The sequence below is a fragment of the Paenibacillus sp. FSL H3-0321 genome (assembly GCF_038002865.1).
Classification (GTDB): domain Bacteria; phylum Bacillota; class Bacilli; order Paenibacillales; family Paenibacillaceae; genus Paenibacillus_AQ.
The window spans coordinates 4,567,755-4,590,464 of record NZ_JBBODH010000001.1; the positions used below are offsets into that span (position 1 = coordinate 4,567,755).

Sequence of the window (22,710 nt, forward strand, 5' to 3'; positions counted from 1 at the left end):
ATTGACTAGATTCTATGGTCGTGTTATGCTTCTAATGACAAGAATTTATGGTCGAAGAGAGCGGGAAAACAAAAATGAGTAAATTTATTCTATTGAACAATCGTACGGAAGAAACACAGTCCAACTTGAACGTCGCAAGAAAGCAAGGACGGATCCCGGCTGTGCTGTATGGTATTGGTAAAGATACTCTAAGCCTTGAAGTGGGAGAGAAAGAGCTGTTGAACGTGATTAGAACCAATCCGCGGGCAATCCTGCAAGGGAAATTGTCCGACGATACGGTGGTTCCGGTAGTTGTTCAACATATCCAGAAGGATTCCATCTCAGGAAAAGTGCAGCACATCGATTTTCAGCATGTGAATATGTCGATCAGCATGGACAGCAAGGTAACGATCCATTTTGCAGGTGAAGCTGCTGGTGTCAAAGCTGGCGGTGTACTTCAGGTAGAAATCTATGAAGTAGAAGTTCGCTGCATGCCGGGCGATCTGCCTTCTACCATGGAAGTAGATATCAGCGGTCTGGAAATTGGCGACCAGTTGGCTGTCTCCGATCTGATCTTCCAGAAGGGCATTGAGGTGCTGACGGATCCGAGCACAGTAATGATTCAGATCAAAACAGTACATGAAGAAGTTGAAGAACCGGCGGAGACTCCGGCTCAAGTATAAGAAGACATTAATAGCCCCTTCCGGCAGCAGTGCAGGGAACTCATGATTTCATGATTCCAGCCAAAGCTGTCTGAAGGGGCTTTTTTTGCGAAATATCTGTTATACGGGAACTACCCGTGTGCTTTGTTCCATAGGGGAGCTGCAGAGCGGGCAAGGCTTGGAGGATAAGTGATCCTCGGCTCCGCCGGCTTTCATCCGGGTCCAGCCCGGGCAATTTGCACCGGTGCATTTCCAGACGGCAACGGTATGGGTTCTTGCCGCTGACGTTCTGGTGGAGTTGTGCTCTGTTCTGGTATACCCGCTTCTTAGTCCCGATACAGCAGGCGCAGGAGAAGCTACGGCAGAGCGGAAGGCGGACAGCATGAAGCGGGAGACCTCGGCTTTTTTGCCCCGATGTCTTGCCGGCGAGCTGATGAACAACTCTTCCCGGGCTCTCGTGACAGCAACATAGGCCAGTCTGCGTTCTTCTTCCAGCGCCGCAATGCCGGACTCCGGGCCGGTCTTCAGGGGACTGCCTACTGTCGATTTTGCTGTCTTCCGGTCCTTCAGCCGGTCACCTTCCAGCGCGGAACTGTGGGGAAGAATCCCCTCAGAGGCTCCGATCAGGAAGACTACCGGGAATTCCAGCCCTTTGGATTTGTGGATGGTCATGAGTGCAATCCGGTTACCTTGCTCTTTCAGGCCGGTCTGGCGGCTCAGCTCATTCCGTTCGGTAATATTATCGATAAAATCAAGGAAGACGGTGATGTTATCGAACCGTTCCGCCGAGGTTTCCAGCTCGTCCAGCATTTCCTTTAGCGTTTCCCGGTGCAGTGTAGCCTGATGACGCTCATTGGCTTCAATGAAGTAATCATAGAAGTTGATGCGGATCTGGCGGATAGCCTGTACTGGAGTTACGCTGCCCAGCCCCCGGATCAGCTCCAGCCGTTCCCGCAGCTTAGTCCCTTTGAAATCCTCCATACCGGGCATCGACAGCAGATGGATCAGCGGCCCCTGCTTGGGCTGGATGGCCTCCATCCGGCGGATATGGTCCATGCCCTTTTCGCGGTTCATGTAGAGGGTCGGCAGAATATTCTCCATCGCAGCAAAGTTCCGGCGGTTCACGGACAGCCGCAGGTGGTCCAGCACGGGGGAAATCAGCCAATGCTCGTAGAGCAGCCGGCCTTCGCCGTAATCAATGTAGGGAATATCGCGCAGCAGCAGCAGCTCCAGAATCGCCCGGTTGCTGCTCGACGCCCGGTACAGCAGTGCAAAATCGCGGTATTCCCGGGAATGGCCGTCAACCTGGCTTACAATATGCTCTACAATTTGCTCGGCTTCCTCGTCCGCCGTCTGCGGGCGCAGGTACCGTGGCGGGCTGCCGCCATTTTTGGCCGCTTGCAGCGTTTTGGAGCGCCGCCGCGTATTATGCCGGATGATTCCGTTGCCCAGCCCGACAATCGCCGGACCGGAACGGTAATTGATATCCAGCGTAATAACCTTTGCGCCCGGATAAAGCTTCTCGAATTCAAGAATGAACTCGCTGCGCGCTCCGTTAAAGGAGTATATCGTCTGGTCATCATCCCCGACGACCATCAGATTATGCTGCGGATGGGCGATCATTTTGACGAGTTCATATTGCAGCGCATTCGTATCCTGAAACTCATCAACCATTACATATTGAAATTTATTCTGCAATTCCTGCAGTAGCGCCGGCTGCTCCCTCAGCATCCTGTAGGCAATCAGCAGCACATCGTCGAAATCAATTTTGTGATTATCCCGTTTCCACTGTTCATACAGGGCCAGGACGGCCTTCATTTCCTGCTCGGCGGTTGTAGTTTCCGGCAGATTCTCCGGCTCACCCATATTCATCTTGCAGGAAGAGAGCAGGGCAAGCAGGGTTTCCGGCGGATAAGCATCCTTTGGCAGCCCCAGCTCGCGCATGATCTGCTTCAGCAAAATGTGCTGGCGGCGTGTCTCATGGAAGATGTCCTGCCGCAGGCCCTGACGCCTCAGGAAATAGAGGAAAAAGGAGTGGAACGTGCGGGCCTGCAGGCGCGCTGCGTCGTTTTCGCTCACGCCCGGCAGCACTGCAATGCGTTCGCGCATTTCCGCTGCCGCCTTGCTGGAGAAGGTCAACAGCAGCAGGCGGCTGGGGGATATGCCGCGCACCGACAGCAAATAACCGGTTCTGCAGATCAGAACCGAGGTTTTGCCGGAGCCTGCCCCCGCCAGTGTCAGCAGCGGACCCTGGTAATGCCGCACTGCGGCGATCTGCGGCTGATTCAGCAGAATTCCGCCTTCCTCCAGCAAACGGAAATAAGCCGCATCGCCGTCCTCCGGCTTCACCATCTCGCGGCTGGTCCGGGCTGAGGCGATTGCCGCCTGGGGAATCCGTTCGCCGGTAGCGCCCAGCGGTATATTATGAAATAAAAGCTTGTTCATTAGATTCACCTTCGTTTGTTTACAATGCGGGTTTGGTTTAATTTTTAGCCAGTTTACACTATACCACTGTATTTCCCTTTCTGTATAGAACAGCCGATTTATGAGATAAAAGATCAAATATCCGTTTGGCCGCTATGTTATTTTTGGAACAGAGGAGGGAACACCAATGAGCGATAAAATGCACTTCAAAACGGTGAGAAGCTCACTGGACTATATAGAGAGGAACCTCACAGAGCGGATTACCCTAAGGGAAGTATCGGTGCACAGCAAATTTTCTACCCACCATTTCTACCGGATTTTCTATGCAGTAGTAGGGCAAACCTTAGCAGATTACGTAAGGCGGAGAAGACTTGCGAAAGCGGCAGGTGAACTGATCTACAGCAATAAGCGTATTCTCGATATCGCCTTGGAGTACCATTTTCAGTCTCAGGAGGCCTTCTCACGCGCTTTCAAAAAAGCATACCGGCTCACCCCCGGACAATACCGGACCTATTCGAGAGAACTTAATAAAGGAGAGATCAGGATGAGTACAGAAAAGGCATTGCAGGGCTGGACCATAACCGGCATGAACGGCGGCGGCTATGATGTTAAGGTGGACAAGTCGGAAGTGCATATGGGCAAGGCATCGGCGTTGCTGCAATCCGGTAATGCAAGCGAAAACGGATTTGTTACACTCATGCAAATATTCAGCTCGGAAGCCTACCGCGGGCAGAGGTTGAAGCTGTCTGCTTTTGTCAAAGCAGGGGATATCTTCGGATGGGCCGGCTTATGGATGAGAGTTGATGCCGCGAACGGGGAAATGCTGAAATTTGATAATATGGCCCATAGGCCAATTAAAGGTTCCAGAGAATGGAATCAATACAACGTCATTCTGGATATTCCGCAGGACAGCCATGCGATAGCTTTCGGGGTCCTGCTGAACGGCTCCGGCAAGGCCTGGGTCGATCAGTTCCGCTTCGAAGTCGTAGATGCCAAGACGCCCACGACAGATGAAGGCGGGGAAGATACCCTGCCGCTTGCGCCGGTCAATCTCGATTTTGAACAATAATAGGTTTCTGCAGCCCCTGCCCATGCGAAGTGAAGTATCCTGGGAAAGGGGTTTTGCTGCGCTTATTATAATTTCCCTATATAGTTTGAACTTAAGATCTTTCTATTTTGGGTTATTATCGTAACTGCGGTGAATGTTTGGACTTCCGGCCGCTGTTGTCTGCAGATTTCTTGATTTTATTTCGCTCTTCGCGGTTGAAATCCACAGACAAAGGCGGACGCTGTCGCTCCTCCAGTTCCAAACTTCCCCTCCGTCACTTCACCCCTTTTTAATTTTCCAAGTTCAATCTATATAGAATATAATTGGCTCTGCGCTCGAACAGCCGCGGCTTGTCTTCCTTGATTTCTTCCAGCAGGAACGCCAGGCATCTCTTGATCCGCAGGGGCATGCCGGCGGCGATGTCGGCAAATTCCTTGCGGTAGATATCATCGGCCAGTATTCTCTGGATCAGAATAATCGCCCAATTACGGCCTGTCTCCAGCAGCTCCGGCAGCGATTCCAGCAGTTGGGTCAGGTACATCTCCATTTGGTAGCTCTCCAGAAAATGAACAAGACCGAACATAACCTCCTCCTGTTCGGTATCATCATCAAACACCTTGAAAATCTGCTGGATCACAGCGTCCTCCGTATCCCCAGCCAGGCCTTCCAGGGCCTGCTCAAACTGCTCGCATTCCAGCTCCGTGCGCAGCAGCCGATTGTCATACAGCAGGGCAATGCCTGGATACATGTTCATTTAGATTCCCCCTACGCCTTGTCCAAAAGATGGCGGATTCCCGCTGCCACACCATGTTCTGCATTGCTGAGCGTGATGAAATCGGCCGTTTCCTTGAGGATTGAAGCAGCATTCTCCATGGCGATCCGGTAGCCGGCCACCTCAAACATCGGCAGATCGTTGTAACTGTCGCCCATTACAGCTACCTGCTCCAGAGCCATGCCGAAATGCTTAGCCAGCATGCTTACACCGGCCCCTTTATTAGCGTCCTGATGGTTAATCTCAATATTGTTGGGATGAGAAGCGGTGATAATGAGCCCGGGAATGGCGGCGAAACGTGTAGAGGCTTCTTTCAGAAGCTCAAGGTTCAGCGAGAACGCCAGCGTCTTGTAGATGACTTTGTCCTCTTTGCCCCAGATCTCCTCCATGTCCTCCACATAGGTCACGGCAGCCTGCTGAAACTGCTGGTCGATCATGGCCTTAAGCAGCCAGCGGAGTTCTTCCGGCACCTCGTCATCTTTAAGCTCCGATATTTTCTCCAGATGCACCCGTTTATCGAGCTCTACATACACGTTATCCTCTGTGTATACCTCATAATACAATTCAGGAATTTCGTTCATCCAGCGCAGCGCGGGAATAATATTCTCTTTGTTCAGCGGCTTGCTTGCCACAAGCGTCCCGTCAGCCAGCGTCACTACGGCTCCATTCAGACTGACTACCGGACATTCCAGCTCAGCCAGCCGCAGCTGCCGCTCGGCATCCATGTAAGAGCGTCCTGTGGCGATGATTACAATATGTCCCTGGTTTTGGGCGTGTACTATCGCTTCCCGGTTCTCTGGGCTAATGATTCCTTCTTCGTTAAGCAGTGTTCCATCCATATCGAGTGCTATCAGCATATCGTTTGCATTCCTTCCTGTACCGCAGGTTGTCCCCTTCAAGGGCAATGAGATCGTTCCTAGTATCTTATCATTAATGTTCTGAAAATAAAAAATCCATTTTCATGAAAAGAAACTAACCGTAGAAAATTGTGCAGTGTACTGCATTTTCAGAAAGGAGTTTACTCGTGGTACAATGAAAGGCAGACTAACAAGTGAACGGCCGCCGTAATCGTCAGCTCATAGGGTCACAATGTGATTGGTGGTATTTCCCTGTCCAGGGAAACAGCTGTCCGACGCTTTAGGTAAGGGGGATAAAGATGAAATCCAGAAATTTAGCTACGATATCGCTGGCTGTCATGGCCTGCGGTTTTCTGCTTACACTGTTTTTGCCGGATAATCTGGCTGTTGTTCTGCTGAGAGGCGGCTTCGAAGCCGGGCTGGTAGGGGGGATTGCCGACTGGTTTGCGGTTACCGCACTGTTCCGCCATCCGCTGGGCTTGCCGATTCCGCATACCTCGCTTCTGCTGAAGAACCGGGATAAGATCATCCAGTCTCTTATCTCCGCTATGGAGAATGAGCTACTGAACAAAGAGAGTATTGAGAACAAGCTGCGCAAGATCCGCTTCGTGTCGCTCGGCAGCGGACTGCTGACTAAGTTTGTAGCAAGGAAAAAAGCAAGAGCCGACATGCTGGAGCAGCTCAGCACCTTTGTTCAGCGGCTTCCGGTAGATAAGGCGGTTCCTTATCTTCAGACGGCGGTTGCAGATTACATCCGTGAAGCGGAGCTTGGTACCGCCGCCGACAGCATCGTCACCAAACTAATGAACGACGGCAAGGATATTGCCGCGCTCGATTATGCGCTTGAAGGCATCTCCGGCTGGAGCAGCCGCCCTGAGACGCGGGCGATGCTGGGCAAGATCGCCAGTGAGAAACTGGCTGAGGTGAAGCTGGGAGGGCTGAAAGGTATGGCCTTTCAGGCATTTGTCGGATTTGTGGATGCAGATATGCTGGGAGAAATGCTCCAGGGCATGCTGCAGTCCGGTATCAGGGATTTCCGTGAAGCGGATAATCCTTACCGTGAGCAGATCATCCAGGAAATCCGCGTCGCCCTGTTTCAGCTTGTGAACGACGAAGCGCGGATCCTTTCACTGAAGGAATGGGCACTGGAGGAGCTGCAAGGCGAAGCGGCTTCAGCGTTTCTGCATAAGCAATTGGAAGCTCTGCGCGGCAAGGCGGTTGCCATGCTGGAAGAGGACCGCAGCTCCGGAGGACGAAAGCTGTTTGCGCTGTATGCTCTATTGGCCCGGCGCATCAGTACGGAAAAAGAGTGGACGGAGAGCTGGGAGGAGCGGATTCGCGCTTCATTAATCGCCTTCGTAGAGGCTAACCATTACCGGCTTGGCGTATTGGTCAAGGAGAATCTTGATCAAATGGATGATGCCAGCCTGGTGAACATGCTGGAGGACAAGGTGGGCAAGGATCTGCAGTGGATTCGTGTCAACGGCGCGGTATGCGGCTTTGTCGTGGGACTTGTGCTTACAGTCATCCAGATGATCTAAAGTCAGAAGACTACAACATCAAGAGGCAGCAAAGCGTACCCTTGAACCGGAACAGCCGGAACCGGGGGATGTTTTGCTGCCTCTTTTCTATTGACCTATTGACCAAAGGGACAAAGGTTACAGTTGGTTTTTACCGTTGCTGATGGTGAAGGTTTCCAGTACAGGAAGCACGAAGATTTTACCATCACCGAAGGAGCCGTGTTCACCGGTTCTTGCCGTTCTCATAATAATGCTGATTACATCGTCCTTCTCATCATCCTGGATGACAATCATCAGCAGCTTCTTGGAAATTTGATTGTAATAGTTGGTTCCAACCTGAATTCCCTTTTGTTTCCCGCGGCCGAGCAAATCCATCTTGCTGATGGAGGGGAAGCCGGCAAGCATTAATTCAGCCATGACTTCATCCGCTTTCTCGGGCCTAACTATAGCTTTGATCATTAACATAACGATGCACCCTTTCTACAGCCAATAGTGTGTGTTGTAGGGGGTTGCCAATTTCATGATAGCGCTATAAGCAATACATTTCGTTAATGGCAACGCTTACAATATGAGTATAATATTTACTGCAGGCTATATCCTGCGAATAAGATCACTAATTTCTTGTTACACATTGTCGCATAACAGAGGAGCGCCCCTGCGGCAGACTCCTCTGCTATTGCGGCAAAAGCGAGCGGTACAGCTCCTCCAATTGTGCTGTGGTATGCCTCCACTCAAAAGCCCGCAGGGCATCACTCCGCCCTTGCATCCCGATCTTTGCCGCCTTGGCCGGATTGCGTCCGATCATCAGCAGGCGTTTGGCAAACGGGGCGGCCTGACGGTAACGGTCCACCAGGTAGCCGTTGTGGCCTGACGTGATGATCTCACGGATGCCGCCGTTATTCGAAGCAATAACCGGCAGCCCGGAGGCCATGGCCTCCACATTGACCAGTCCAAAGGATTCATGCCCTTGGGAAGGGCAGACGAAGCAATCGGCCATCTGATACAGGCTGTGAATATCCTCATGGGCGATGTTTCCAACGAAAGATACAGATACACCCAGTCTCCGCGCCAGGGTTTTGAGCCGCTGGATATATGGAGGTTTGCCCCGGCCGGCTATGATCAGATGGGAGGGCAGGCGTTTATTGAGAATGTGCATAGCCTGAAGCAGTACGGGTACTCCCTTACGGGGGATCACCCGCCCGACGAACAGCACCGTGAACACTTGCGGGAGCCTGTATAATCGCCGGAGGCGCTGCCGTTCCGGTTCTTCGGCCGGTATGAACCGGGACAGGTCCGCTCCCAGCGGAATAACACTGAGTTTCTTGTCCAGGCCGGGAAAACGCCGGGAAATTCTTAGCTGTAGGGAGCGGCTATTGGCAGCGATGCCGTCAGCCTTGGCCAGGCTGCGGGCAATTCGGCGTTCTGCCGGTACGAACGTCAGAGAGTGCAGATACAGCAGTACCGGAGTCAGGGGATGCTGGTGTTTCACGGCGGCCATCAGCAGCGGCCGGTTATCGATCTGAATCACATCGAAGGACGTCTTCTCAAGAAATTTGAGTACCGAGGCAAGATAACGGGAAGGACTGCCTGAAGTCAGACGAATGATCCGGACCTGCTCGAGCTCTGCGGAGTCGGGCAGTCCTGGTGACTTGCGGCTTAGTACCGTTACCATATGCCGCCGGGCCAGCCTTCTGGCAATCGCCCAGATGCAGATCTCCACTGAACCGTTCCCCGGTACCGGGAACTGCTCCGGTGCAATAATACAGATATGCATAATATAAGCCTCCTCAAGGCCCGCTGATGGATATTGTCTCTACCTACCATATGCGGACCAAGAGTCGGAAGACACATTCCTTAAGCAATCATGCTGCGATTTGCTTGGCCGCGTCCGCAATCACACCGGCAATCTTTTGCTCAAGCTCAAGGATCTTCAGCTTGCTGGCTGCCATTTGACGGTAACCTGAGACAAGGGATGACAGGGATTGAGCAGTCAAAGCCTGATTCTGCTTGCGGATAGCTGATTTGAAGTCACTGAAATCTGCCGATATCCGTTTGTTCAAGGAGGCTGCCACGCTTTTCTGGGACTTGATCGAGGCCTGCGGGCTTTCGATCCCCGCCAAGGTTTTACGTGCGGCGGCCATCTTTTTGGTGCGGGTTTCTTTGGCCGCTTTCAGCAGGGCTTCTTTATTGCGGATATCCTCACGCGCGAATTGAACGAGAATTTTCATAGCATCAGCCTGTGTGCGGAGCACATCCTTCAAGACCTTGTCCTTCAACCCTCTGAGTAGGTTAATCCGGCGGTTGAGCGCGCTGTATTGGTCAAAGAGAGGCTGGTAACGTTCTTTGGTGCTGCTTAAGGCCGTGGACAGCCGGGCCACGGTGGACTGATCTATTTCCTTGATTTGGTTTCGGACAATGATCAGCGCTTGCGTATTGCTGTCATGCAGCCGGCGGATTTGCGCCTCACGGCTGTCATACTGGGCGACCAGGACGGAGAAATCACTGTAATACCCTTTAAGCCTAGTCCTTGTCGTATCGTCCGCAGTGGCGGCAGTCAGTTCAAACGAGGCTTGAATCGAAGGGGTCAGCGCTGTTCCGGATGCGTTTACCGCGCCTGCTGAAGATAATACTGCAAGCAGAAGTGCCAGCATTGCCAGGGGAATCTTCTTAAGCTTGTTCATCTTTTCCTCCTTAATCTCATCCCTTATTCCGCAACAACAAAAAAAGCACCCGCAGTAAAGGCTATTAAGCCTTTATTACGGGTGCTTCCGTCGTAATAGGTCACGAATGAAATATTATCTAAACTATAAGGGAAGGACAAAACCCCGTCAATATTTGTAATTTAAACTTTTTTTTGATGGAAACCAGGCTGCGCGTTTATTCCGGACTTTTCTTAACGTATACTGGGTAATAAGACAACAGAGAGCTGCATACGAGCCGGCTCGTGACGAAGGGGGCCTTGTTTGATGGAATTGGCATATAATAGCGATATTTTGGATCAAGCCTTCATGATGTCTCCGGTAGGAATGGCCGTCCTGGCCTCAGAAAAGGACAAATGGATAAAGGTTAATTCCGCTTTTTGCAATATCCTCGGCTGCAGTGAACCGGAATTTCTAGCTGGAGCTTTATTGAGAAGCAAGAGTGCGTCACAGCCAGAACAGGAAGATCGGGAAGGGTTCACACTAATGAGTGTATTGGAGGGGCTTTCATACACCCCCGGTGATACCTTAAAGAGTGAACAGAGGTTTCTTAATCGTGCAGGACATTCTGTTTGGGTTTCCCTTACATTCGTGCGGGCTGATGCAGGACAAGACTCTTCACATATTATTGTATACGCGCAGGATATTACTGACCGGAAAATCGCTGATCAGCTGACAGTAGACAGCCGTGATTTGTACGATTTATTTCTAAAAGACGATCAGAGCATGATTTCATTCACATTGCCTGACGGTACACTAAGCTTCATCTCCCCCTCATCTCTTTCGTTAATCGGATTTACCCCTGAGGAAATGATCGGTAAAAACCGGCTGGAATTTTATCATCCTGATGATATCGAGGGCATGGACAAGTCTGACGCTCTTCTGAAGAATGACATCTATGTCCGCCGTTTACGCCATAAAGATGGGCATTATCTGTGGTTCGAAAGCTCTTTTCATGTGATCCGGGGGGAAAATAATGAAATCATCCGGATCATGGGTATTGGCCGCAACGTGACGGGCCGCAAACATAATGAGGAGGCTTTGGCCACGGCGCAAAGAGTCGCCAGAATCGGTTCCTGGGTATGGGATTTGACGAAAGGCAAGCTGTCCCTCTCGGAAGAGCTGCAGCGTATGCTGAAGCTTGGTGTTGGAGCAGCCGAAGTCGATTACCGGACATTCCTGGAGCTGGTTCATCCGGATGACATCAACGACATGTTTACAAGGGTGCGGGAGACGCTGGAAAACGGGAATTCCGGTGAGAGTACCTACCGGCTGGTCCTTGCGGATGGAACTCTGCTTGCGGTACATATTCAGTGGGATACCGTACTGGGACCGGCCGGCCAGCCTGTTCAGCTTATCGGAATGATGCAGGATATCACTGAACGCCAGCAGATGGAGCAGAAGCTTAGAGAAAATGAGCGAAATTACCGGCTAATGTCGGAAAATTCACTGGATCTGATCTCTCGCCACGCGATAGAAGACAGCATATTCTTATACTGCTCCCCGGCCAGCCGCTCTCTGCTCGGCTATGAACCGGAGGAGATGGTCGGTACCAGTGCTTTTGATTACTTGCATCCCGATGATTTGATAGTAATGAAAGAAATGATGGCACAAAGTGAGCAGACCCGCTTCATCCCGGCGGCGGTCTACCGTTACCGGCGCAAGGACGGCGGCTATGTCTGGTTGGAGACGAAAAGCAGGTATATTTTAGATGAGCAGGGCGGGATTGTGGAGATTATTGCCGTTGGCCGTGACATAACGGAGCGCAAGCAGTTTGAGTCCAAGCTTCAAGAGAACGAACAGCGCTATAAGTCACTGTTTGAATATAATCCGTCAGCTGTATACTCCATGAATCTGCAGGGGGATTACTTAACCTGCAACTCCAATCTGGAGATTCTGAGCGGATATTCAATGGAGGAGCTGGTGGGCAGCTATTTCGGCCCCCTGGTGCATGAGAAGGATAGGGCAAAGACGCAATATCATTTTAATCTGGCTTGCCAGGGAATGCCTCAAAGCTATGATCTGACCCTTATTCATAAAGATGGCCATCTGGTAGAAATCAGTACGACCAACATTCCGATTATTGTCGGGGACAAGGTCGTAGGCGTATATGGAATTTCCCGTGACATTACGGACCGTATCCGGTATACCGAGCAGATTGAGAAGCTGAGCAATGATTACACACTGATCTTAAATGCAGTCTCCGAAGGCATATTTGGTCTTGATACGGAGGGGAGGGTAACCTTCATCAATCCGGCGGGGGCACAGATGCTGGGCTTCGCCTACGGTGAAATTATGGGCCATCCTTATCTGGATCACATACAGCACACAGCGCTGGATGGCCTCCACTACCGGCCGGAGGATTCTCCGCTGATGCAGGCCGTCCGTGCCGGGGAATCCCATCAGAGCAAAGATGCGGTATTGTGGCGCAAAGACGGTTCAAGCTTTCTGGCCGAGTATCAGGTTACTCCGCTGTTTGATAAAGGAGACCGTAAGGGTGCGGTTGTTGTGTTCCGTGATATTACGGATGAGAAAGAGATTATCCGCGCCAAGGAATCGGCAGAGAAAGCGGATCAGGCGAAATCGGAGTTTCTGGCGATTATGAGCCATGAGCTGCGGACGCCGATGAACGGAATTATGGGGATGACGGATCTCCTGTCAGAAACCGAGCTGGATGAAGAGCAGCGCGGATATGCGGAGATTATTAGCCAGAGCAGTACTTCTCTGCTGTATATCCTCAATGAAATTCTGGATCTCAGCAAAATAGAAGCCGGAAAAATGATCCTCGTGCATGAGCCGGTAAGTCTTGAATGGGTCTTGGAAAGCGTAACCGAGCTGTTCTCGCCGAAAGCGAAAGAGAAGAACCTGGAATTGAGCTGCCAAGCTGCTTCCAATGTTCCGGAGTTAATCATGGGCGATGCGGCCCGGCTGCGCCAGATATTGGTGAATCTGGTCAGCAACGCAGTGAAATTCACTGAAGAAGGTCATATCTCTATTGAGGTGGGGACGGAATTCTGTCCTAACCAGAATAAGCTGACTCTGAAGTTTAATGTTAGGGATACGGGAATCGGAATTCCGCCGGAGAAACAGTCTCTGCTGTTCCAATCGTTCTCCCAGCTGCACCCGTCCATTAACCGCAAGTATGGCGGAACCGGACTGGGACTTTCCATCTGCAAGCGGCTGGTTGAGCTTATGGGCGGAGCGATTGCAGTGGACAGTGTGGAAGGCGAAGGCTCAAACTTCTACTTTACCTTGCCCTTGGATATTGAACATGATCCTAGTGATTTGGAGGAGGAGCCGGTACGGGTGCAGACTCCATCAGTACCGGTGATTAGCCTTGATGATGCCGAGCCCGATGATAATGCCCGGATTGAGGAGGAAGGAAGTGGCCTTCTGCCTACTGGAGGTCTTCCTCAGTTGGAGCCGAAATACGGTCCGCTGCGGATTCTGGTCGCAGAAGATCATCCCGTTAATCAAAAGCTTCTATTGATCATGCTGGAGAAACGCGGATATACTGCGGACCTGGTGGAGAACGGCCAGCAGGCGCTGCAAGCCGTTCTGCAGCAGCCCTATGATCTGGTATTTATGGATGTGCAGATGCCGGAGATGAGCGGGCTTACCGCAGCGGCCAGAATCAGGGACCAGCTCCCCCAGGCCAAGCGGCCCTTTATGGTGGCTGTGACTGCTTATGCCACACGGGAGGATCGTGAAAGATGTCTGGCTGTAGGTATGGAAGATTTCATCAGCAAGCCGTTTCTCACCTCCGACATTGAACGGATACTGCAGCAGCGTCAGGAGAAGATATCCTTATGAGAAAAGCACTGCGGGAGCACAAGTTGCTCGCTGAATCTTATACGCAGTGGGACCCGGGTGTTGCTTCGCCCGGCTCGGCCTGCGGTCCGGCGACCATCGCCGCATTGATGGAATATTGGTGCACGCGGAAGGGCCGGGCTTTTATTCCCGGAGCAAGTCATTTTGCTTCCAAAGCGGCACATATTAATCACGTATACAGCCATCATGGCGGAACACCTTGGGGAATGAGCGTGCGCAGCTTTACCAAAGGCGTCAAAGCTTATATCCGGTCTTCTGCTCCTCTGGAGGCGAAGGAACGCGGACTCTTCTCCGTAAGTGTGTTTAATGATATAGACCGGTACAAAGCAGAGATTGATGCGGAGCGGCCGGTGGCGCTCAAATTCGATAAATGGCTTACGTTTCGCTGGCGGGGAAAATACACCTATGATTACCATTGGGTGCTGGGAATCGGTTATCAGGAGCCTGAGGGCGGAGGAAGCCCTGTACTTATTGTTCATGACAACGGGATGCGGCATAAGCACGGCGGGTTCACTCCCGGGCAAGCACGCCTTATCCCTTATAACGTCAATAAAGATGTTATAACCATGGTGGCTTTAGATATCATGAAGCTTCCATAGGGCATCAGCTGTAACCTTCAGGCGGAAGGAAGGGCAGCTTGATGAAACTATCAAGTACAAACGTTTGCACAAAATCGGCAATAAGGATATAATTCCAATTATTAAAGGGTAAAGGAGACAGATGGCCTTGTCCGTACAAAAGGAATTGAAAGAACCGATTTATTATGGTGATCCGGCAGCTACCGGAGGAATATCCGTGTTCGCCCAGGAGTTTGACGAGCTTTTCAGTTATGACGGGGATGACCTTGGCGTAACGTATACGCCTGCTTCCTCGGCCTTTTGCTTGTGGGCACCTACCGCGCAGGAAGCAGCGGTTGTGCTCTATGGCTCATGGCACGAAGCCGCAGGAGATGTCTTGCCGATGATCCGTGATGTCAGAGGGACATGGCGTTTGAGCGTGGCCGGGAACTTGGAGGGCAAGTTCTACACCTATCGTGTGCGCATCGGGGAGCAGTGGAATGAAGCGGCCGATCCTTACGCCCGGGCTGTCGGCGTGAATGGAGATCGAGCGGCGATTCTCGATTTGCGCAAGACGGATCCCCAGCGCTGGACAGAAGATAAGCCACCTCTGGCTGACCCTGTGGACGCGGTGATTTACGAGCTTCATCTGCGGGATCTGTCTGTTCATCCGGCTGGCGGCATTGCCCATAAGGGACAATATCTGGGTCTGGCCGAAGAAGGGACGCGCGGACCGGGCGGGATTCTTACCGGACTGGATCATATATCCGATCTCGGAGTGACCCATGTGCAGCTGCTCCCTATTTATGACTATGCCACAGAAAGTGTTGATGAGACCAAGCTGGACCAGCCTCATTATAACTGGGGTTATGACCCCAAAAATTTCAATGCTCCGGAAGGCTCCTACGCTACGGATCCGTATGATCCGGCTCTGCGAATCCGCGAGCTGAAGACAATGATCCAGACACTGCATGACCGCGGACTGCGCGTAATCATGGATGTGGTCTACAATCATGTTTATGACGGCTATCTTGTAAATTTCACCAAGCTTGTTCCCGGCTACTATCTGCGTTATAAGCAGAACGGCAGTCTGTCGAACGGCTCGGGCTGCGGCAATGATGTCGCCTCTGAACGGATCATGATGACCCGGTTTATTGTGGAGTCGGTGCTGTACTGGGCCCAGGAATATCATATCGACGGTTTCCGCTTTGATCTGATGGGACTGCTCGACATAGAAACCATGCAGGAGATCCGCCGCCGTCTGGACGAAATTGATCCTTCACTGATGACTATCGGGGAAGGCTGGATCCTGGATACGGAGCTTCCGGCGGAGCGCCTCGCCAGCCAGAGCAATGCGGATGCCCTTCCGGGCATCGGACAGTTCAATGACGGGTTCCGCGATGCCGTAAAGGGGAATATTTTCCGCTATGAAGAGCCTGGATTTATCGGCGGCAAGACGGGTCTCGAGCAGGCGGTGAAGACGGGGATTACCGGAGGCGTTGTGTACGGTCAATCCATGGGGGCGTTCGCTGATGAGCCGCAGCAGTGTGTTAACTTCGTTGAATGCCACGACAACCATACCCTCTGGGATAAAATTGTAATTTCCACCAAAGGGGAAAGCGATGAGCGGCGCAGAGGGATGCATCGTCTGGCTTCGGCAATGGTAATGACGAGCCAGGGGATTCCGTTTCTTCATGCAGGACAGGAATTTATGCGTACGAAGGACGGGGTGGAGAACAGCTTTAAGTCTCCCGTTGAGATCAACCGCTTGGACTGGGAACGCGCAGCGGCGCATGTGGAGGATATTGCTTATATGAAGCAGTTGATTGCGCTAAGGCAAGCCCACCCGGCATTTCGCCTGCGCAGCGCGGAGGAAATTCGCGCACAGCTGATGTTTGAGAAGGCGCCTGCCGGGGCAATAGCCTATACACTCCGGGATCACGCCGGAGGTAATCCGGCGCTGCACTTATACGTGCTTTATAATTCAAATACAGCCGGAGTGTCAGTGGATTTGCCACCGCTTGGCGAGTGGAGCACCCTGTTCGGCGAGGATCTGGTCTCGAAGCTTGCCGGGGGCAAGCTGACCGCCAAGGGCATTGGAATGGTTGTATTGGCCGTCCGGCAATAAGTGCCAGCTGCACTGTATATAATAGTTTGATAAAAATGGATGCCACTCGGTTGAGAGTGGCATCCATTTTTGCGTCGGTCCCTATCGTCCCAATTTGGCGGACTCCATGGGCGTCATCTGCCCGTTAGGGAAGAACGCAGGTGGCAATCTGGAGAGATAACGCCGTTAGAGTCCGCAAACCGTAATAAACGGACCGTAGCCACCCAATAAGGACACTGGAGTCCGACGGCCTATTTTCCAAAAACTACTTTATCTGTCGTAGTAATTATGCTACAATGCAATTACTACGACAGATGAAGTAATGAGGGATAAGTTAGGAGGATGAATTGTGATCAGCAGTGATGTCATACGGGGATATAACGATACGCTCATCCTCTATATGCTTCTGGACGGAGAGTCCTATGGCTATGAGATTTCCAAGAACATCCGGAAGCTGTCGGAGGAGAAGTACATCATGAAGGAGACTACGCTTTACTCCGCATTCACCCGGCTTGAGAAGAATGGGTACATCGATTCCTTTTTTATGGATGAAACCTTTGGGAAACGACGCACCTATTACCGTATAACTCCGCAAGGTCTGGCTTATTATCTGGAAAAATGCGAGGAATGGAAAGTTACGCAAGAGGTCGTCAACAAATTCATAAAGGAGCTGTGATCAGGATGGATACCATTAGGGGCTATTTGAACAACATGTTTAATTCCCTGCCCAGGACAGAGCAAACATTTAAGCTGAAGCAGGATCTGCTGGCTAGTATGGAGGAGAAATATTACGAACTGAAGAAGGAAGGCAAATCAGAGAATGAGGCGGTAGGCATTGTCATATCCGAGTTCGGCAACATCGATGAGCTGATTGACGAGCTTGGGATTACAGTGGGGGGAGAGGATACGCTGCTTCCTGTACTTGCTCCGGAGGATACATGGGGGTATCTGGTTGCCAAGAAGACTAGCGGTTTTATGGTGGGGATTGGTGTAATGCTATGCATCATCGGCCCGGCACTGCTGATTCTGCTTGTTACCTTGGCAGAATTTGGTTTTCTCCGCGGGGTGATTTCGGAAGATACTGCCGGAATTATTGGCGTGATCGTGCTGCTGCTGCTGGTGGCGCTGGCGGTTGGGCTATTCATATTCAGCGACACAAAGCTGGAGCGATACAAATATCTGCAAAAGGGTTTTAATCTGCCCTATTTTTTGCGGACCGAGATCGAGCAGCGCAGCCGTGCATTTGCCCCTACCTATACCCTGTCTCTGACTCTGGGTGTATCCCTGTGTGTACTCTCTCCGGTTCCTGTCCTTGCCTGGTCTGCAATCAATGAGGATGCCAGCGGATACGGGGTCACTATTCTACTTGCGCTCATTGCGCTGCCTGTCTTCCTGTTCATCTACTATGGGAGTATCAAGGAAAGCTTTGGCTTTCTGCTCAAGGAGAAGTAGTACACTGAGGCTCCTGAAGAGAAAGAGGAAAAACACTTCAAGAGCTCTATCGCATCCATCTTTTGGCCGCTGGTTACCGGCTGTTTTCTGATCAGCGGATTTATTTTTGAGCGCTGGGATATCAACTGGGTGATCTTCCCGGTTACAGCGATTTTGCTGGAAGAATTAAATGCTGTGTATAAAATGATTAAGGTGAAATATCGCTTTCAGCCAGCTCTGCCCATTCTCCGGAATTTTATCTAAAAAAGTGACATTGCTCATTTAGGGTATAGTGGAACAATGATAATATTAAGGCATTTCAATCCACGACAGTACCTGGCAGGACCTGTGAAGGAGGGGGAACTTGGCCTCCTCGCAGTTTTTTGCTTTGCTGCTTTACAGTGACAAATGATCAGTCGGTGACAGAGAGTAACTGCCTTTTTGGAGCCGAATGGGCAACATGCCGCCCTTGAAGTTTTCGGCGGTCAATCAGAGAGACTCGGAGGATGACAGGAATGGGTAAAGCAACCGGATTTTTGGAATATCAGCGGCAGACTCCTGTGGAGTGTGAGCCTTTAGAACGGATTAAGAACTGGAATGAATTTTCGGTGCCCCTGGAAGAGGAGAAGCTGCGGGAGCAGGGAGCGCGCTGCATGGATTGCGGAACACCGTTCTGCCATGTAGGACGGCTGCTGTCCGGGATGGCCTCCGGCTGTCCGCTTCATAATCTCATTCCGGAATGGAATGACATGGTCTACCGCGGCAATTGGGAAGTTGCGCTGAAACGGCTGCACAAGACCAATAACTTTCCTGAATTTACAGGACGCGTGTGTCCGGCTCCTTGTGAAGGTGCCTGTACCGTGGGCCTTCATGGTAATCCCGTAACGATTAAATCCATTGAAAAGTCGATTGTAGATAGAGGATTCACCGAGGGCTGGATTGTTCCCGAGCCGCCTTTGACCCGTACGGGCAAAAAAGTAGCCGTAGTCGGCTCCGGACCGGCCGGCCTTGCCTGTGCCGCACAGCTTAACAAAGCAGGCCATAGTGTAACCGTATATGAACGGGCTGACCGGATCGGAGGTCTGCTAACCTACGGCATTCCGAACATGAAGCTGGATAAAAAAACCGTGCAGCGGCGGGTGGATTTGCTGGCGGCGGAAGGCATTACCTTTGTAACCCGGACCGAAATCGGCAGAGACATTACTGCTTCGCAGCTCAAGGAAGATAATGATGCTGTCGTGCTCTGCAGCGGCTCGACACAAGCCCGCGATCTTCCGCTGGAAGGCCGCGAGCTTCGGGGAATCCATCAGGCGATGGAATTTCTGACGCTGAATACGAAAAGTCTGCTTGACTCTGATTTGGCTGACGGTGAATATTTGTCTGCGGCCGGCAAGGATGTAGTTGTGATTGGGGGCGGAGACACCGGCACCGACTGTGTAGCTACCTCGATCCGGCACGGCTGCCGCAGTGTCATCCAACTGGAAATTATGCCACAGTCTCCATTGACCCGCCAATCCAACAATCCTTGGCCGGAATGGCCAAAAGTACTCAAAGTGGACTACGGCCAGCAGGAAGCCGCTGCTTTGTATAAGGAAGATCCGCGCCGTTACCTCGTTTCCACGAAACGTTTTGTTGGTGATGACGGCGGACATGTGCAGGAGCTGCACACGGTGCGCATCGAATGGACGCGCAATGAGCAGGGCCGGATGGTTCCGGTAGAAGTTCCGGGCAGCGAAGAGGTAATTAAGGCACAGCTGGTGCTGCTGGCGCTGGGTTTCACCGGTCCGGAAGAAACGGTGCTGAATGAGCTTGGGATAGAACGTGATGAACGCTCCAACGCCAAAGCGGAATTCGGTGCGCAGGCGACTAACGTCGAGGGTGTATTTGCCGCAGGAGACATCCGCCGCGGCCAGAGTCTTGTGGTCTGGGCAATTAATGAGGGACGCCAGGCTGCACGCGAAGTCGACCGCTTCCTGATGGGAGCCTCCAATTTGCCTTAAGTATATCTTGGATAGGTGCTTCATGTGGACGTCCCGGCGGGGCGTCCGCTTTGCGTTCCGGGGCCAAGGAAAGTTAAGATAAAAGATAAGCTATTTAAACGGGTTAAACAGAAAGGGAGATTATACGATGAAGCTGATGTTTATTTCCGATATTCATGGGTCGTTATTTTGGCTGGAGCAGGCTTTGGCAAAAGTAGAGGAGGAGCAGCCGCATACGCTAGTGATTCTGGGGGACTTCTTATATCACGGTCCGAGAAATCCACTGCCGGACGGTTATAATCCCCAGGGAGTCGCAGCGAAGCTTAACGCGTACGGGAAATCTCTGGTGGCTGTTAGAGGTAACTGCGATGCCGAGGTGGATCAGATGCTGCTGGAGTTCCCGATGATGGGGGATTATGTATTGATTCTCCACGAAGGCCGGAAAATCTATGCCACTCACGGGCATGGCTTCAGCATTGACCATTTGCCTGCACTTGCTGAAGGAGATGTATTTATCCAAGGACATACCCATCTGCCGGTAGCCGATATAAAAGAAGGCATCTATGTGCTGAATCCAGGCTCAATCTCGCTGCCAAAAAAGAATAACCCGAATTCCTACGGAATTCTTGAGAACGGGGAGTTCACGGTTAAAGATTTTACGGGCAACGTCGTTAAGCATCTCAAACTGTAGGGTGACCTTATTCTGCGCGGCATTGAGCGTAATGACGGTTTATTGTATGATGGGTAAGGAGCTTTCAGGGATCTTCCCGCTTCAAATATAAACAGCAGAGGTAAACAACAAATGTATCCTAAAGATATGAACTATACAATGCCGGCGGAATGGGGCAAGCATGAGCGGACCTTCATCTCCTGGCCGGTTCAGGCGTCCATGGTTTTTCCGGACAACCATAAATCCGTTTGTGACGGCTATGCCGAAATCATCCGTGCCATTGCTGAGTTCGAGCCGGTTACCGTAGTTGTCAATCCGGACGATCTGGGGATGGTAGAGGAACTGGAACTCGGGGCGAATGTAACGCTGCTGCCGATCCGGCATAATGACGCCTGGCTGCGTGATAACGGGCCGACGTTTGTTCTAGGTGAAGACGGCGTGCTCGCCGGTGTGAACTGGAAATTTAACGCCTGGGGCGGCAAATATTCGCCGTGGGATCTGGATGATGAGGTGGCTCCGCAAATTCTGGAGCAGCTGAAGATGAAACGTTTTGACGCACCGCTGGTAATGGAAGGCGGCTCTATCCATACCGATGGTGAAGGCACACTGATCACCACGGAGGAATGTCTGCTGAACACGAACCGCAATCCGGAGCTGGGCCGGGCAGACATTGAAGAATATGTACGGAAATATACCGGCACCGAGTCGATCATCTGGCTGAAGCGCGGCCTCAGCGGTGACGAGACTGACGGCCATGTAGATAATATTGCCTGCTTCGCCGCTCCGGGCAAAGTCATCATTCAGGTCTGCGGCGACCCGCAGGATGAGAACTTCGGCATCACTCAGGAGAATCTCCGTATTCTGGAGAATGCGGTGGATGCCAAAGGCCGGAAGCTGGAGATTATCCAGATTCAGCAGCCGCCCCGTGTGGACTATGAGGACAGCCGCCTGACGCTTAGCTATTTGAATTTCTATTTCGTCAACGGCGGCATTATACTGCCGATATTCGGCGGGACGGCTTCCGAGACAGATAAGCTGGCGGAGCAGAGTCTGGCTGCCTTATTCCCGGACCGCAGAATCCGTACGGTAAACGGTATGGCGGTCATCGGCGAAGGCGGAAACGTGCACTGCACGACCCAACAGATGCCTGCTGCAAAGTAATTTACTCGCTAGGGAGGACAGAATCATGAGAAAAGTAAAAGTAGCCGCTACACAAATGAGCTGTTCCGGCGACATTGATGAGAATATTCGCAAGGCTGACAGTCTGGTCAGAGAAGCAGCGGCTCAAGGCGCGCAGATTATTTTGCTGCAGGAGCTGTTCGAAACCCCGTATTTCTGCCAGAAGGAGAAATCTGATTATTACGTCTACGCTACTGAGCTGGAGCAGAATAAAGCAGTGAATCATTTCAAGGCTGTGGCCAAAGAGCTGCAAGTCGTGCTGCCGATCAGTTTCTACGAGAAAAAGAACTATGCCCGTTACAACTCGCTGGCGGTAATTGATGCCGACGGCACGGTGCTGGGCAAATACCGCAAGAGCCATATTCCTGACGGTCCCGGCTATGAAGAGAAATTCTATTTCAATCCGGGGGATACCGGGTTTAAGGTATGGAATACCCGCTATGCCAAGATCGGTGTCGGCGTCTGCTGGGACCAGTGGTACCCGGAAGCCGCCAGAGTCATGAGTCTAATGGGCGCGGAGATTCTGTTCTATCCGACAGCCATCGGTTCAGAACCGCAGGACGGATCCATTGATTCCAAAGATCACTGGCAGACCTGCATGCTGGGCCATGCGGCGGCGAATCTGATTCCTGTCGTGGCCTCCAACCGGATCGGCGAGGAAATTGATGAGGATTCCAGCATTAACTTCTACGGCTCCTCGTTCATTGCCGGCCCGCAGGGCAACAAAATCGTCGAAGCCGGGCGGGATGAGCAGACGGTACTGGTCAGCGAATTCGATCTGGATGCGTTGGAAGTGGGCCGGATTGAGTGGGGCATTTTCCGGGACCGCCGTCCGGAGCTGTACAGAATGATATCTTCGTATGATGGGGACTTAACCTTTTAAGGTATAATTGAACAGAAGTATATAACATGGAATAAAAGGCACTGCCAGGGAGAATCATGATCTCTTGGCCGTGTCTTTTTTGCTTTGATGGCATGTTCATGGGAGATAAGAG

General features: G+C 51.8%; 18 protein-coding genes. 12 read left to right on the top strand and 6 right to left on the bottom strand.

Annotated elements, in window-relative coordinates:
• Positions 1-74 precede the first annotated feature (74 nt).
• Positions 75-662: a 50S ribosomal protein L25 gene (locus MHI45_RS20360; protein WP_340895329.1), complete on the top strand. Its 588-nt coding sequence runs from the start codon at positions 75-77 to the stop codon at positions 660-662.
• Positions 663-761: 99 nt separating this feature from the next.
• Here the strand turns inward: MHI45_RS20360 and MHI45_RS20365 are convergent, their stop codons facing one another.
• Positions 762-3,086, bottom strand: a complete 2,325-nt coding sequence (locus MHI45_RS20365; protein ID WP_076111557.1) for a UvrD-helicase domain-containing protein — start codon at positions 3,084-3,086, stop codon at positions 762-764.
• A gap of 166 nt (positions 3,087-3,252) precedes the next feature.
• Between MHI45_RS20365 and MHI45_RS20370 the strand changes: the two genes are divergently transcribed.
• Positions 3,253-4,134, top strand: a complete 882-nt coding sequence (locus MHI45_RS20370; protein ID WP_076111559.1) for a helix-turn-helix transcriptional regulator — start codon at positions 3,253-3,255, stop codon at positions 4,132-4,134.
• Positions 4,135-4,402: 268 nt separating this feature from the next.
• Here the strand turns inward: MHI45_RS20370 and MHI45_RS20375 are convergent, their stop codons facing one another.
• Positions 4,403-4,867 carry an Imm30 family immunity protein gene (locus MHI45_RS20375; protein ID WP_076111560.1) on the bottom strand — a complete coding sequence of 155 codons (465 nt, stop codon included), beginning with the start codon at positions 4,865-4,867 and terminating at the stop codon, positions 4,403-4,405.
• Between the two features lie 11 nt (positions 4,868-4,878).
• A complete protein-coding gene (locus tag MHI45_RS20380; protein WP_076111562.1) occupies positions 4,879-5,742 on the bottom strand; it encodes a Cof-type HAD-IIB family hydrolase in 864 nt (287 codons plus the stop codon).
• A gap of 299 nt (positions 5,743-6,041) precedes the next feature.
• On the opposite strand from MHI45_RS20380, the gene MHI45_RS20385 reads away from it, so the two are divergent.
• The gene (locus tag MHI45_RS20385; RefSeq protein WP_076111564.1) at positions 6,042-7,283 is read left to right on the top strand and encodes a DUF445 domain-containing protein; all 1,242 of its coding nucleotides are present in this window, start codon (positions 6,042-6,044) and stop codon (positions 7,281-7,283) included.
• Between the two features lie 117 nt (positions 7,284-7,400).
• Here the strand turns inward: MHI45_RS20385 and MHI45_RS20390 are convergent, their stop codons facing one another.
• The 3 genes from MHI45_RS20390 to MHI45_RS20400 all read right to left on the bottom strand — a co-directional run bounded on the left by MHI45_RS20390 (position 7,401) and on the right by MHI45_RS20400 (position 9,943).
• Complete coding sequence (locus MHI45_RS20390) at positions 7,401-7,727, bottom strand: P-II family nitrogen regulator (RefSeq protein WP_038585008.1); 327 nt, start codon at positions 7,725-7,727, stop codon at positions 7,401-7,403.
• Between the two features lie 208 nt (positions 7,728-7,935).
• Positions 7,936-9,036, bottom strand: coding sequence for a glycosyltransferase family 4 protein (locus MHI45_RS20395; protein ID WP_076111566.1), 1,101 nt, complete (start codon positions 9,034-9,036; stop codon positions 7,936-7,938).
• A gap of 88 nt (positions 9,037-9,124) precedes the next feature.
• On the bottom strand, positions 9,125-9,943 hold the full coding sequence (locus tag MHI45_RS20400; protein ID WP_076111568.1) for a hypothetical protein: 819 nt from the start codon (positions 9,941-9,943) through the stop codon (positions 9,125-9,127).
• Positions 9,944-10,228: 285 nt separating this feature from the next.
• Between MHI45_RS20400 and MHI45_RS20405 the strand changes: the two genes are divergently transcribed.
• The 9 genes from MHI45_RS20405 (at position 10,229) to aguB (ending at position 22,598) form a co-directional block, all read left to right on the top strand.
• A complete protein-coding gene (locus MHI45_RS20405; protein WP_341119340.1) occupies positions 10,229-13,774 on the top strand; it encodes a PAS domain S-box protein in 3,546 nt (1,181 codons plus the stop codon).
• Complete coding sequence (locus MHI45_RS20410; protein WP_341119341.1) at positions 13,771-14,391, top strand: C39 family peptidase; 621 nt, start codon at positions 13,771-13,773, stop codon at positions 14,389-14,391. The genes MHI45_RS20405 and MHI45_RS20410 overlap by 4 nt, the downstream gene beginning before the upstream one ends.
• A 127-nt stretch (positions 14,392-14,518) precedes the next feature.
• A complete protein-coding gene (gene pulA, locus MHI45_RS20415) occupies positions 14,519-16,477 on the top strand; it encodes a type I pullulanase (protein WP_341119342.1) in 1,959 nt (652 codons plus the stop codon).
• A 328-nt stretch (positions 16,478-16,805) separates the two neighbouring features.
• Positions 16,806-17,132, top strand: a complete 327-nt coding sequence (locus MHI45_RS20420) for a PadR family transcriptional regulator (RefSeq protein ID WP_038585016.1) — start codon at positions 16,806-16,808, stop codon at positions 17,130-17,132.
• A gap of 5 nt (positions 17,133-17,137) precedes the next feature.
• Positions 17,138-17,908 (top strand): permease prefix domain 1-containing protein, encoded by a 771-nt coding sequence (locus MHI45_RS20425; RefSeq protein ID WP_341119343.1) that lies wholly within the window; start codon positions 17,138-17,140, stop codon positions 17,906-17,908.
• A gap of 494 nt (positions 17,909-18,402) precedes the next feature.
• Positions 18,403-19,887, top strand: a complete 1,485-nt coding sequence (locus tag MHI45_RS20430; protein WP_340895306.1) for a glutamate synthase subunit beta — start codon at positions 18,403-18,405, stop codon at positions 19,885-19,887.
• Positions 19,888-20,014: 127 nt separating this feature from the next.
• Positions 20,015-20,557, top strand: coding sequence for a phosphodiesterase (gene yfcE / locus MHI45_RS20435; protein WP_340895304.1), 543 nt, complete (start codon positions 20,015-20,017; stop codon positions 20,555-20,557).
• Positions 20,558-20,668: 111 nt separating this feature from the next.
• Positions 20,669-21,697, top strand: a complete 1,029-nt coding sequence (locus MHI45_RS20440) for an agmatine deiminase family protein (RefSeq protein ID WP_340895302.1) — start codon at positions 20,669-20,671, stop codon at positions 21,695-21,697.
• A 25-nt stretch (positions 21,698-21,722) separates the two neighbouring features.
• Entirely contained in the window at positions 21,723-22,598 is an 876-nt protein-coding gene (gene aguB / locus MHI45_RS20445) for an N-carbamoylputrescine amidase (protein WP_038585030.1), read from the top strand.
• Positions 22,599-22,710: the final 112 nt, after the last annotated feature.

What these genes read in the sequence shown, in the direction of transcription:
- MHI45_RS20360 (WP_340895329.1), top strand. Translation starts at nt 75, where the DNA reads ATGAGTAAATTTATTCTATTGAACAATCGTACGGAAGAAACACAGTCC.
- MHI45_RS20365 (WP_076111557.1), bottom strand. Translation starts at nt 3,086, where the DNA reads ATGAACAAGCTTTTATTTCATAATATACCGCTGGGCGCTACCGGCGAA.
- MHI45_RS20370 (WP_076111559.1), top strand. Translation starts at nt 3,253, where the DNA reads ATGAGCGATAAAATGCACTTCAAAACGGTGAGAAGCTCACTGGACTAT.
- MHI45_RS20375 (WP_076111560.1), bottom strand. Translation starts at nt 4,867, where the DNA reads ATGAACATGTATCCAGGCATTGCCCTGCTGTATGACAATCGGCTGCTG.
- MHI45_RS20380 (WP_076111562.1), bottom strand. Translation starts at nt 5,742, where the DNA reads ATGCTGATAGCACTCGATATGGATGGAACACTGCTTAACGAAGAAGGA.
- MHI45_RS20385 (WP_076111564.1), top strand. Translation starts at nt 6,042, where the DNA reads ATGAAATCCAGAAATTTAGCTACGATATCGCTGGCTGTCATGGCCTGC.
- MHI45_RS20390 (WP_038585008.1), bottom strand. Translation starts at nt 7,727, where the DNA reads ATGTTAATGATCAAAGCTATAGTTAGGCCCGAGAAAGCGGATGAAGTC.
- MHI45_RS20395 (WP_076111566.1), bottom strand. Translation starts at nt 9,036, where the DNA reads ATGCATATCTGTATTATTGCACCGGAGCAGTTCCCGGTACCGGGGAAC.
- MHI45_RS20400 (WP_076111568.1), bottom strand. Translation starts at nt 9,943, where the DNA reads ATGAACAAGCTTAAGAAGATTCCCCTGGCAATGCTGGCACTTCTGCTT.
- MHI45_RS20405 (WP_341119340.1), top strand. Translation starts at nt 10,229, where the DNA reads ATGGAATTGGCATATAATAGCGATATTTTGGATCAAGCCTTCATGATG.
- MHI45_RS20410 (WP_341119341.1), top strand. Translation starts at nt 13,771, where the DNA reads ATGAGAAAAGCACTGCGGGAGCACAAGTTGCTCGCTGAATCTTATACG.
- MHI45_RS20425 (WP_341119343.1), top strand. Translation starts at nt 17,138, where the DNA reads ATGGATACCATTAGGGGCTATTTGAACAACATGTTTAATTCCCTGCCC.
- MHI45_RS20430 (WP_340895306.1), top strand. Translation starts at nt 18,403, where the DNA reads ATGGGTAAAGCAACCGGATTTTTGGAATATCAGCGGCAGACTCCTGTG.
- yfcE (WP_340895304.1), top strand. Translation starts at nt 20,015, where the DNA reads ATGAAGCTGATGTTTATTTCCGATATTCATGGGTCGTTATTTTGGCTG.
- MHI45_RS20440 (WP_340895302.1), top strand. Translation starts at nt 20,669, where the DNA reads ATGTATCCTAAAGATATGAACTATACAATGCCGGCGGAATGGGGCAAG.
- aguB (WP_038585030.1), top strand. Translation starts at nt 21,723, where the DNA reads ATGAGAAAAGTAAAAGTAGCCGCTACACAAATGAGCTGTTCCGGCGAC.